General features: G+C 71.7%; 9 protein-coding genes. 3 read left to right on the forward strand and 6 right to left on the reverse strand.

Annotated features, from left to right (window positions below):
* Positions 1–86: 86 nt before the first annotated feature.
* Together ACWERV_RS15145 and ACWERV_RS15150 are read left to right on the forward strand one after the other, a co-directional pair.
* Positions 87–911, forward strand: coding sequence for an amidohydrolase family protein (locus tag ACWERV_RS15145; RefSeq protein WP_452932965.1), 825 nt, complete (start codon positions 87–89; stop codon positions 909–911).
* A gap of 99 nt (positions 912–1,010) precedes the next feature.
* Positions 1,011–1,724, forward strand: coding sequence for a GntR family transcriptional regulator (locus ACWERV_RS15150; protein ID WP_398174071.1), 714 nt, complete (start codon positions 1,011–1,013; stop codon positions 1,722–1,724).
* Positions 1,725–1,796: 72 nt separating this feature from the next.
* Here the strand turns inward: ACWERV_RS15150 and ACWERV_RS15155 are convergent, their stop codons facing one another.
* The 6 genes from ACWERV_RS15155 to ACWERV_RS15180 form a co-directional block, all read right to left on the reverse strand.
* A complete protein-coding gene (locus ACWERV_RS15155) occupies positions 1,797–3,803 on the reverse strand; it encodes a right-handed parallel beta-helix repeat-containing protein (RefSeq protein WP_452932966.1) in 2,007 nt (668 codons plus the stop codon).
* A gap of 61 nt (positions 3,804–3,864) precedes the next feature.
* The gene (locus ACWERV_RS15160; protein WP_398174065.1) at positions 3,865–4,776 is read right to left on the reverse strand and encodes a carbohydrate ABC transporter permease; all 912 of its coding nucleotides are present in this window, start codon (positions 4,774–4,776) and stop codon (positions 3,865–3,867) included.
* 9 nt (positions 4,777–4,785) lie between these two features.
* Positions 4,786–5,748 (reverse strand): carbohydrate ABC transporter permease, encoded by a 963-nt coding sequence (locus tag ACWERV_RS15165; RefSeq protein ID WP_452932968.1) that lies wholly within the window; start codon positions 5,746–5,748, stop codon positions 4,786–4,788.
* On the reverse strand, positions 5,727–6,980 hold the full coding sequence (locus ACWERV_RS15170; RefSeq protein WP_452932987.1) for an ABC transporter substrate-binding protein: 1,254 nt from the start codon (positions 6,978–6,980) through the stop codon (positions 5,727–5,729). Before ACWERV_RS15170 ends, ACWERV_RS15165 begins: the two co-directional genes overlap by 22 nt.
* A gap of 345 nt (positions 6,981–7,325) precedes the next feature.
* Entirely contained in the window at positions 7,326–9,272 is a 1,947-nt protein-coding gene (locus ACWERV_RS15175; RefSeq protein ID WP_452932970.1) for a heparinase, read from the reverse strand.
* 5 nt (positions 9,273–9,277) lie between these two features.
* Positions 9,278–10,612: an alpha-L-fucosidase gene (locus tag ACWERV_RS15180; RefSeq protein ID WP_452932972.1), complete on the reverse strand. Its 1,335-nt coding sequence runs from the start codon at positions 10,610–10,612 to the stop codon at positions 9,278–9,280.
* Positions 10,613–10,767: 155 nt separating this feature from the next.
* Between ACWERV_RS15180 and ACWERV_RS15185 the strand changes: the two genes are divergently transcribed.
* A complete protein-coding gene (locus ACWERV_RS15185; protein WP_452932973.1) occupies positions 10,768–11,541 on the forward strand; it encodes an RraA family protein in 774 nt (257 codons plus the stop codon).
* The last annotated feature ends 109 nt before the right edge of the window (positions 11,542–11,650 follow it).

Raw genomic sequence — 11,650 nt, forward strand, 5'->3', positions numbered from 1 at the left:
CTAGCCTTCAGTGCGCCGACAGCCGTGTCAAGAGCCGCCCGCACCCCGGAAAGCGCGCGGGGCGGCCGGGAGAAGGGGAGTCCGCCGTGATCGACTGCCATGCCCACCTGTGGGATCCGCGTACGGGTTTCCCCTGGATACGGCCGGACTCCCCGCACCACCGCGCCTTCACCGCCGACGACCTCGCGGCCGCGGGCGAGGGCACGGGCGTGACCGGCACCGTCCTGGTCGAGGCCTCCCGGGGCGACGCGGGAGAGACCGCGGCCCTGCGTGAGCTGCGGCGGCAAAGACCCGATGTCGTCGCCGGATACGTCGGCAACCTCCACGTCCACGGCGACGCGGGCCCCGGCCCCTTCGCCGCGCTGCTGGAGGCCTTCGGCGACACCGCGCCCAACGGCATGCGGCTGGGCGGCGCGACCTGGGCGGACACCCCCGAGGCGGCCCGCGCGCTGATCCCCGTCCTCGCGCGGACCGGCACCGCGCTCGAACTCAACCTGTACCGTGGCGCCCTGCGGGCCGCGGCCGACACCGCCGCCCGCCACCCCGGTCTCACCGTCGTCGTCGACCACCTCGGCAACCCGCCGAACCTCGGGGAAAACCTCGGGAACTGGCGCGCCGACATGGAATCTGCCGCCACACTGCCGAACGTGAACATGAAAATCTCCGGTCTGCTCACCCAGCAGCACGGCGTCCCGGACGACCGGGTCGCGGCGCTGGTGCGGGAGGTGCTGGACGCCTTCGGGCCGGACCGCTGCCTGCTCGGCTCGGACTGGCCGATCTGCCTGCCGCGCGGCTCCCGCGCCCGTTCGCTTACGGTCGCGGCCCGCGGGGCCGACCACCTCCCGGCGGTGCAGCGGCGGCAGGTCACGTCCGGGACGGCCGTGCGCGTCTACCGGTTGCGGGGCCGCTGAGCGGGCCGGCGATGTCCGAAAGGAGTCGGTCAGCTATCGATAGACGATAAAAGTGCGTACCATGGAGCGGAACCACCCCACACAGCAGGATTGGGAGTCATGGCAACCAACCCGTCGGCCGAGTTCGTCTCCACGCTGGCCACCAACAAGGACCGGTTCCGCAAGACCCTGATCTCGGACCAGGTCTACGGGCTCCTCCGGCAATCGATCGTCGACGGTGAGCTCGGTCCCAACGACCGGGTGGTCGAGTCGGAGATCGCCCGCCGACTGGGCGTCAGCCAGGCCCCCGTGCGCGAAGCGGTCAAGCAGCTCGCCCGTGAGGGCCTGCTCATGCACATCCCGCGGCGCGGCCACTTCGTCGTCGAGATCTCCTCCCAGGACGCCGAGTACGCCCGCCAGGTCCGCGAACCGCTGGAGCGGCTCGCCGCCCGGCTCGCCACCGAGCACATCACCGAGGAGCAGCTGGAGATGCTCGACCACCTGGTCGCGCACATGCACGACGCCGTCGCCACCAACGACGTCAGCCGCTTCCGGGACGCCGACATCGAATTCCACACGCTCATCAGCCAGAGCGCCGGCAACCCGTTCCTGGAGCGCATGTGGGAGGTCATCGAGCCCTCCCTGCGCACCCTGCGGGCCATCTCCGACCCGCTCTTCCAGGGCGACTGGCACGCCATGGCCGACGAGCACGGCCGCCTGGTGAGCCTGCTGCGCTCCGGTGACGCCGAGCAGGCCGCCGACGCCTTCGCCGACCACGCCGCGGGCCGCGGCCCGGTGCCCGACGCCCGCGCGGCGAAGAACAAGCGCGGCTGACGCGGGCGCCGCACGCACCGTGTACCCGGGCCGGAGATCCGGCCCGGGTACACGCGGTTCAGCCCCCATGGATCACCGGCGGGCGCCGGCCGTCCACTGCGGCGCCCCGTACTGGTAGGCGCCCAGGCTCGGCACCGTGTCCGTCGAGCCGTCGTTGACGCCCGCGAGCGGGATCGCCGCGTTGCGGGCGGGCGAGGCGGCGGTGAGCCGGTAGTCGTGGTGGGCGGCGTCCACGAACAGCGGATCCGCAGCCGGGTCCAGGTTGTTCGACATCACCAGGCCGCCGTCGGTGGCCCCGTCCGCGCCCACGATCTGGCCGATGTTGTTGTAGATCTTCGTGCCCGTCGACTGGTCGGCGCCCTTGACGTAGAAGAGCGTCAGCCCGCCGGTGTTGTTGTAGACACCGTTGTTGTGCGAGCCCGTCCCCAGGCCGTTGAGCATGACCGTGCCCTGGAGGTTGTTCCAGCCCACGTTGTTCGCGATGACCAGGTTGCTCTGCCCGTTGTCGGCGTAGACACCCGCCACCGCGAAGGGCGTGACCCCCGGTGTCGGCGTGCCGTCGTGCAGCAGGTTGTGGTCGACGGAGGAGCCCATCATGTCCGCGCTGCAGCAGGTGTAGATGCCCGCGGTGTCCAGGCTCAGGCGCGCGTACTGCGAGATGTCGTTGTACGCGATCTTGTCCGGGCCCGCCGTCAGGCCCGTGGTCGTCCCCCACTGGAGGTTGATGCCGCTGCGGCCGACGCGGTAGATCGTGTTGTTCATGACCGTCTGGGAGTTGCCCATGACGGCGATGCCCGCCGCGTACGTGCCCAGGTAATCCACATCGTGGATGATGTTGTCGGTGGCCGTGTTGTTCTGCCCGGCCAGCGCGATGCCGTTGCCCGCGCTCAGCGACAGGTCGCTGTTGACAACGGTGTTGTACGTCCCGTTGACCACGATGCCGGTGTCGGAGACCCCGCGCGTCACGCTGGAGCCGCAGTCGGTGGCGCCGCGCGTGATGTCGCTGTAGTGCGACAGGTAGGTGCCGGTGAGCGTGTCCAGGGTGTTGTGGGTGCTGGACGAGCCCATGGTGATCGTCGAGGCGAAGAGGTCGAGCCCGACGACCGAGGTCCAGGAGGTGTTCGTCAGGTCGAACGCCAGCTGCCGCTGCTTGGCCTCGACCGTGTGCTGCGCCGGGCTGTCGGTGCTGTAGACGTACAGCTTGTGCGCGGCCGGGTCGTAGAACCACTCACCGGGGTTGGCGAGTTCGCCGATCTTGCCGGACAGGGCGTAGCGGGTGTCGGTGGGCACGACCTTGTGCACACACGGCGGGGCCACCGCCAGCGTCACCGAGCCGGGCGCCGAGGAGGCGACGGTCGTCGTGGCCGACACGTACCAGTAGCCGGTCAGCGCGCGGGCGCCGTCCCAGTAGCCCGCGGGCCGGGTCAGCGAGGCGTCGGCGATCACCGCGTCGGCGCTGCCCGCACCGGCGTGCTCGATCGCCGGGTTCAGCAGGTCCAGGCCCGGGTAGGGCCACTGCGCCTCGATGTCCATGGCCTTGTCGGTGAAGACCTGCACCGTGCCCGGGTCGCTGCCCAGGTCCACGCTGGTGCTCCACACATGGCCGGCGGCCACCGCGTCGCTGAAGAGCGAGTCCAGCGCGTACGGGTCGCTCGCGCCGATCGCCGTCACGTCCGCGCCCGTCACCTGCGACCAGCCCGTGACGGGCGAGGTCCCGCTGACCGTCACCTGCGCCCCGGGGGCCGCCCGGTAGGTGATGGGCAGGCCCGAGCTGCCCGAGTGGGCCGGGACGACCGTCTCGGGGTAGGTGCCCGACATGATCTCGCAGGTGTCGCCCGCGACCATGACGTCCGCGCACTTCTGTATGTGCTGGAAGGGCTTGCCGGTGCTGAGACCGTCGAAGGTGTCCTCGCCGGTGGGCGACACGTAGTACGTCGTCGCGCCCTCCGCCTGGCGCCCGTGCTTCTTGCCGCACGCGGCGCTCGCGGGCGCGGCTGCGACAAGGGACAGGACCGCGACCGCGGCGGTGGCCGCGGTCAGCAGCCCCCTCGGCCTGCGCACCTGCGGTCTGTTCGACATGCGGGGCATTTTCACGTTCCCTCTTTCCTGACCAGGGGAAATGAGAACCGCCGGCGCGGGGTCATCCCTTGACCGCGCCGACGGTGAGACCGCTGATGATGTGGCGCTGCATGTAGATGAAGAAGATGACGACCGGCGCCACGGCCAGCAGCAGGTTCGGGAAGACCTTCGTGAGGTCGGTGGAGTACTGGCTGATGCCGGCGTAGATCGCCGTCGTCACCGTGTAGTGCCCGGAGGACGGGCTGAGCAGGATCTGCGGGCTGATGAAGTCGTTCCAGATGCCGATCGAGTTGAGGATCAGCACGGTCACGACCGCGGGGCGCATCAGCGGGAAGATGATCGTCCAGAACGTGCGGTAGCGGCCCGCTCCGTCGATGGTCGCCGCGTGGTCGATGTCGACCGGGATCGTGCGGATGAAGCCGACGAACAGGAAGATGCTCACCGGCAGGGTCGAGGCCACGTCGTGCGCGACCAGGCCGGTCACGGTGTTCGCGAGCCCGAGGTCGCGCAGCACGTAGATCACCGGGATGATCACCGCCGCGCCGGGGATGAACGTGCCCGCGAGGAAGTACAGCATCACCAGCTGGTTGCGCCGCTTCATGCCGCGCGCGATCACGTACGCCGCCGGTCCCGCGAAGGCGATGCACAGCACGTCCACGGCCACGACGAGGAAGAACGTGAAGCCGTAGCCGCCGATGACGTTGTACTGCGGGCTGTGGATCGCCGCCGACAGGTGCGCGAACGTCAGCCGGCCGGGCACCAGCGAGAACGGGTTGTTCGAGATGTCCTCCTGCGACTTGAAGCTGTTGACCAGCAGCAGGTACATCGGTACGACCATCACCACGAACAGCACGCCGAGCAGCAGCCAGCGCACCGGCCCGCCCGACTCGCGCCGCTTCCCGGGCGCGGGGCCGCCGCTCCCGGCGGCCGGTTTCCTGGTCTTCTTCTGCGGCTCCGCCGCGAGTACGGCCATCACCGCCTCCTAACTCGTCGCTGCTTGGTCCTGGCGGTTGCGCAGTGCGGTCACCGCGAGTGCCAGGACGGCGGACACGACCATCAGGAACACCGCCTGCGCGGTGGCGTAGCCGACCTTGGTGCCCTCGAAGGAGCGGGCCAGGATGAGGTACGAGAAGGTCTGCGTGGATCCGGCGGGACCGCCGCCGGTGAGGCTCACGATGATGTCGTAGGCGCGGATCAGCCCGACGAGGTTCAGCACCGTCGCGATGGTCACCACCGGCGCGATCATCGGGATGACGACCTTGAGGTTGGTCTGCCGCCTGCTGGCGCCGTCGATCGCGGCGGCCTCCAGCAGTTCGGCGGGCACCGTCTGCAGCGCGGCGACGAACAGCACCACGTTGAAGCCGAACCCGGCCCACACGATGACGGCGATCAGCGAGTAGAGCGCCATGTTCTCGTCGAAGAGGAAGCCGATCGGCTCGACGCCGAACTTCGCGAGGGTGTTGTTGATCGCGCCGTTGGTGCCGAGGATCGCCGCCCACAGGTAGCCGAGCACCAGCGCGCTGATGACGTGCGGGAAGTAGGCGACGGCCCGGAAGAAGGAGTTGCCGCGCGAACGCCCCTTGAGGATCAGCGCATACACCAGGCCGAGCCCGACCTCGAAGACCGTGCCGAGGACGGCGATGAGGGCCGTCACGTACCACGAGTCGGTCGAGCTGGGGTCGTCGAACAGGTGCCGGTAGTTGTCCAGGCCGATGAAGTGGACCGACGAGAAGCCGTTCCAGTCCGTGAGGCTCAGGTAGACGGCGACGCCGACGGGGACGACGGTCAGCACCGTGTACAGGATCAGGGCCGGGCCCATCATGGCCAGCGAGACCGCGGCCTCGCGGATCCGGATCGCCCGCCGGCTCGGCGCGGGCCGGGCCGCCGGGCCGGGGGCCGCGCCGGAGCGCGGCCCCTGCTGTGTCAGCTCTGCGAGTTCCACCACTTGTCCAATCCGGACGCCGCGCTCTTGGCGGACGTGCCCGAGTACAGCGACTGGACCGTCGTGTTGAGCTGGTCGCTGTAGCCGGCGATCGGCTGCCGCGGACCGGCCTTGACGATCACCGAGGGGGCCTTGTCGAGGATCTGCTGGACCTGCGTGCCCAGGCTCGACATCGGGTAGCTGAAGCCCTGCCGCAGGTTGCCGTCGGCGGCGAGCTGGCTCTTGACCGCCTCGGGGTCGGTGACCAGCCACTTCACGAAGTCGATGGCCGCGGCCTTGTGCTTGGAGCGGTTGACGACGACGTACGGGTCGGCGATGTTGCCGAACTGGCCGGACGGGTAGGCGCCGTCGGTCGGCATCGAGAAGACGCCGATGCCGTCGCTCTTCTTGGCCTGGTCGGCGGAGGGCACGAAGAAGGAACCCATGATGTACATCGCCGACTTGCCGTTGAGGAAGTCCGTCTGGCCGTCCGCGTACGTCAGGCCGAGCGCGCTCTTCTTCAGGTAGCCCTTGTCGATCCAGTCCTTGTAGTGCTGCAGGTAGGCCGCGTAGCCGCTGTCGGCGAAGGAGACCTTGCCGTCCTTGCGCTTGACCGTCCAGTCCGGGTCGGCGGTCATCACGCCGGCGTCGGCCATCATCGAGAACTGACCGCCGGTCACCCACTGGCCGGCCGTCTGGAGCGGGGTGTAGCCCGCGTCCTTGAGCTTGCCCATGGCGTCGGTGAACTGCGCCATCGTCGTGATGGTCGAGGCGTCGAGCCCGGCCTTGGTGAAGGCGGCCTTGTCGTAGAAGACGAGCGACTGGATCTGCTCGCCGACACCCACCAGATAGCGCTTGCCGTCGATCGCGTACTGGTCGGCGAGCGGCGTCTTGGCCGTCCACGCCTGGTCGGTGAGGTCGGTGAAGAGGTCCACGGTGTCCGCGGTGGGGGTGATCTGCTGCGCGACGTCCGGCGGGTCGCCCGCGGCCAGGTCCTGGGTGAGCTTGGCGTTCGCGGAGATCGTGCCGGTCAGCTCCAGCTTGACCGTCGTACCCGGGTGGGCCTTCTCGTACCGGTCGAAGAGGGTGTTCCAGTACTGCTCGGTCAGGTTCGGCGTGATGTTGACGATGACGCGCAGGGTCGTGCTGCCGCCCCCGGCGGAACTCCCGGAGTCGTCGCCGCCGCACGCCGCGGCCGTTGCCATTACCAGGGGGGCCGCGGCAAGAGCGCAGGTGCGGCGCCAGGTCTTTCTCATTCGGGACACGCTCCGTTGCGTAGTCGTGAACACAGACGGCCGAGGTCGACCCGACTGCATGGGTTCGGTGTGCTCGAAGGTCGAGCCAGCTGTGGAAACCGCTTGCTGTACGGCTCCCGTGGAGCCACCGCCCCGCGCTGCTGCGGGGCGGTGGCGAGTGGTGCGGGGTCACCGCGACGGGGGGAGGACCGCCTGCGTTAACCGGGCCGTGGTGGGCCGCGGGGTGACGGTGCGCTGTCCCACGGGTGTCACGTACCGTTCACCTCCAAGAATTATCGTCTATCGATTAATGATGCTAGGTGTGCCGCCGCGCATGTTCAAGAGCCGTGCGCCAAGCCCTTGCGTTCAGTGCGCGCGCGTCCAACGCACCGCGACGCGGCCGGAGTCGGCGGGCTCCACGGCCTCCAGCGTCAGCCGGGTCAGCCGCCCGCCCCAGCTCTCCCGCAGCAGCGCGTCGTCCAGCTCGCGCACCTCGACCACCGCCCGCGCGGCCCGCGGGTCCCACTCCGCCCGCAGCCCCGCCCCGCCCGGCACCGTCACGGCCGCCCACCCCGGCCCGGACGTGACGTGCCCGGCCAGCACATGACGCAGCAGCACCGGCCCGCCGCGCCGCCCCGCCCAGTGGTCCTCGACGACCACCGCGGCCGCGTCCCCCGCCCCGCCCGCGCGCTCCAGCCGCACCTCCCGCTCCCAGCGGGCCACCGCCCCCGGCGGGTAGGCGCCCGCGAGGTCGGCCCGCAGCGCGCCGACCCGCCCGCCGAGCGTCACCTCCACCGCGCGGGCCCCGTGCGCGGCGCCCGGCTGCTGCCCGGCGCCGGGCTCGGGCACGTTGTGCCAGTCGCTGCGGAAGGGCCAGGCGGCGTACCGGTCGGGGCCGAAGGTCCGCGCGGTGTACGCGGGCCGCCCGGCGTCGACGACGAGCGGGCGGCCGTCCACCGCGACCCAGTACGAGCCCACGTCCAGGTGGTTGTGGTGCTCGCCGTTGTGCCCGGCCTTCACCGCGAGCGTCAGACCCGCCGCGCTGCCCGCCGCCTCGCGCGCCACCAGGATCTGCAGCCGCGGCAGCCAGCTCTCCCGGGCCAGCCACGGCGTTTCCAACGGAAACGGCGGGGGCGCGGTGACGGCCCGGCACCACGCGCCGTCCGCGAGCGCGGCCAGCGAGCGGCCGAGGCCCCCGGCGTCCGCGATCCCGCCCGCCGCGCGGGCCGCGGCCACCGCGTGCGCGGCGGTCTCGGGCTGCCCGAGCAGCCCGGCCCAGCGGAAGACCACCTGCCAGGGCCGCCCGCCGCCCAGCCGGGCGGGCGCGTCACCGACGTTGACGTAGGTGTCGCCGCCCAGGTGCATGCGCTGCGGGTAGCGCAGCAGTTCGGCGAGCACGGGCAGGTCGCGGGCGTCGAGCGCGGGGCCCCCGGCGTCGGCGAGCAGGTCCAGCACCTCCAGCACGCGGCCCGCCCCGGCGAACCAGTAGGCGATGCCCTCGTCGATGCCGCCGTCGTCGGGCAGCACGGCGAGGTAGTGGTCGAGGTCGCGCACGGCCCGGACGACCAGCCGGGCCCGCCGCTCGCCCTGGTCCTCCCCGTCGCTGCCGTCGCACAGCAGCAGTGCGCAGGTGACGACGGCGCTGGTGATCCACGGGTTCCAGTTGTTGGCGGTGCCGTCCGCGCCGATCCAGTGCCAGTCGCGGACCCGCTCGTACGGGGTGAGCACCCGCAGCTCCACCTCGCGGCGCAGTCTGCGGCGCAGGCCCGGCACCCGTACGTCCAGGTGCGGGCCGAGCGCGCGGTCGGCCCATGCGAAGAGCGAGGCCGCCTCGGCGGCGCCCAGGTCGAGGAAGGGGTCGTCCGGGTCGGGCAGCAGTTCGCCGCGCCCGGCGGTGTGGCGGTCGTGCGGGGCCCAGCACCAGGTGCTGGCCTCGGCGAGGGCGACCAGCCCGTCGGCGGCGGCGTCCAGGTGCGGGCAGCCGCCGGGTTCGTCCGCTGCGGCGACCTCACCGGTGAGCACGGCGGCCAGCACCAGCAGCGTGACGCGCTCGCGCAGGGCGCGCACCCGCCCCTCGTGGCTGCCGCGTTCGCCGTCGCGGAAGGTCCTGGCCCAGTCGGATGCGAGCAGCGGGGGCGCGGGGCGGGTGAGTTCGGCGGCGGCGCGGTCGAGGACGTCGGTGCGTATGGGCTCGGGCACCGCGTCCCACACGTCCCGCGCGGTGACGTCGGGGACACCGCGCCGGGTGCCCGGCGGCAGCGTCGTGAGCGCGTCCAGCGCGGGGGCCAGACGCGCGGTCAGCGGACCGGCCACGGCGGTCAGGCCTCCCCGGCGGGCTCACCCGCGGGCTCATCCGCGGGCTCGGCGGCGGATGCGCCCGCGGGCTCGTCGAGGAACAGCTCGATCACCGGGAGCAGCACGTCGGGGCGGGCGACCGGCACCGTCAGGGTGAGGGTGCCGGCGCTGCGGCCGGGGGGCGCGAGGTTGTTGTGCTCGTGCTGGGTGCCGTCGAGCTGCCGGAAGCGGATCTCGGATCCGTCGTGCAGGAACTGCGCGTAGCGCACCTTCCCGGCGAGGCCGGGCAGGTGGATGTGCTTGAGCGGCCAGGCGAGCAGGTGCAGGTAGAGCCTGTTTCCGGCCTGCGTGTAGAGGGCGTTGGCGGGGGCGCGGTGGGCGCTCGGCCCGGCGCCGTGCACGGAGCGGGCGTGCGGCGCCGTCCACTCGCCGATCGCCGCGAGCGTTCCGCGGGCCCGTGGGTCGAGCGCGCCGCGCCCGGTCGGGCCGACGTTGAACAGCATGTTCCCGCCGCAGGCCACCGACTGGACGAGCATCCGCACCAGCAGGCCGGGGTCCTTGTAGTCGTGGTTGTCGCGGTCGTAGCCCCAGGAGCCGTTGAGGGTGTGGCAGGCCTCCCACATCACCGGCACGCCGTCGCGCTCCAGCGGCTCGTCCGGCTGGTACTGCTCGGGCGTCACGTAGTCGCCGGGGACGCCGAGCCGGTCGTTGACGACGATGTCCGGCTGCAGTTCGCGCACGGTCCGCAGCAGTTCGTCGGCGCCCCACTGCTCCGGGCCCATGCCGGGGTAGCTGAAGTCGAAGAAGAGGTCGTCGATCCGCCCGTAGCCGGTGAGCAGTTCGCTTACCTGCGCGTGCAGGTAGGCGCGGTAGCGGGCCAGGTCGCGGGGTTCGCGTTCGGCGTCGGTGCCGCGCAGCGGGTGGTGGCGGTCGACGGGGAAGTCGGGGTGGTGCCAGTCGAGCAGTGAGTAGTAGAGGCCGACCCGCAGGCCCTCCGCGCGCATGGCGTCGGCGAATTCGGCCACCAGGTCGCGTCCGGCGGCCTTGACGGAGGTGTAGTCGGTGAGCGCGGAGTCGAAGAGGCAGAAGCCGTCGTGGTGCTTGGTGGTCAGGACGGCGTAGCGCATCCCGGCCGCGCGCGCGGCCCGTGCGAGCTCCCGCGCGTCGAAGAGGTCGGGGTCGAAGCGCTCCAGGTAGCGGTCGTAGTCCTGCGCGGACATGGCCTCCCGGCTGCGCACCCACTCGTGCCGCGCCGCGAGGCTGTAGAGCCCGAAGTGGACGAACAGCCCAAAGCGTGCGGCCCTGAACCACTCGATGGGTGCCGTGGGTTCCGTGCGTTCGGTGGGCGCCGTGGGCACTGAAGTCTCCTGCCGTGGTTGACAGCTGTTGCCGGTCGGCTGTTATCTACCATCGATAGGCGATAATGTCACTGATGGTTGCGTGCCGAGGTGTGCGCGGAAAGGCGTGGCGGATGAGCCCGACAGGGGATCAGGGAGCGCCGGCGGCGGGGGACATGCACACGTACGAGTCGATGCGGGCGCCGGTCCACACCGCTTCCTACGTCCGGCCGACCGAGCGCATGCTGACGGCGCTTCAGGGGGTGAGCGCCGCGACCGCCTGCGCCAAGCTGCACCAGACGGGCATCACCCGGACGTTCATCGACGGCCCCGTGCCGCTGCACCGCGAGCCGGACGTCTCGGTCGTCGGCGGCGCGGTGACGCTCCAGTTCCTGCCGCAGCGCGAGGACGTCTTCTCCGGCGCCGCGCAGGAGGACGCCGAGCGCAAGACCGCGCTGTGGGGCGTGCTGGAGTCCATCCGCCCCGGTGACGTGCTGGTCGTGTCCGCGTTCGGCAGCCACCTCACCGGCTGCCTCGGCGACATGCTGGTGCGCTACTTCAAGCTGCGCGGCGGCGCGGGCATCGTCGTCGACGGCCGGGTGCGGGACGCGGCGCGCATCCGCGCGCTCGGCGTGCCCGTGTGGTGCACGGGCGTGACCCCGCACTACGCCTCGCAGACGGAGCTGTTCCCGTCGGCGTTCAACGTGCCGGTGGGCGTCGGCGGCGTCCTCGTCACGCCGGGGGATCTGATCGTCGCCGACGAGGACGGCGCCGTGGTCGTCCCCCAGGACCAGGCCGTCCCGCTGAGCGAGGACTCGCTGGCCCACCAGGACCGCGAGGCCTTCGCGCGCCGCCGGCTCGACGAGGGCGGGCGGCTGTCCGACTACTACCCGCTCACCGGCGCCGGGATGGCGGAGTACCTGGCGGCGCAGGAGCAGGCGGCGGGCTGAGCCGCACGGGGCGGCGCGCGGAGGTCCGCGCGCCGCCCCCTTCAGGACGGGGCGCCTGCCGGTGGGCGCCCTCGGACGGGCCGGGGCGGTCTTCGGACACAACTCGGTG

It is taken from the genome of Streptomyces sp. NPDC004031, assembly GCF_053604375.1.

Coding starts and splice junctions, on each gene's coding strand:
- ACWERV_RS15155 (WP_452932966.1), bottom strand. CDS start 3,803: ATGTCGAACAGACCGCAGGTGCGCAGGCCGAGGGGGCTGCTGACCGCG.
- ACWERV_RS15150 (WP_398174071.1), top strand. CDS start 1,011: ATGGCAACCAACCCGTCGGCCGAGTTCGTCTCCACGCTGGCCACCAAC.
- ACWERV_RS15170 (WP_452932987.1), bottom strand. CDS start 6,980: ATGAGAAAGACCTGGCGCCGCACCTGCGCTCTTGCCGCGGCCCCCCTG.
- ACWERV_RS15185 (WP_452932973.1), top strand. CDS start 10,768: ATGCACACGTACGAGTCGATGCGGGCGCCGGTCCACACCGCTTCCTAC.
- ACWERV_RS15160 (WP_398174065.1), bottom strand. CDS start 4,776: ATGGCCGTACTCGCGGCGGAGCCGCAGAAGAAGACCAGGAAACCGGCC.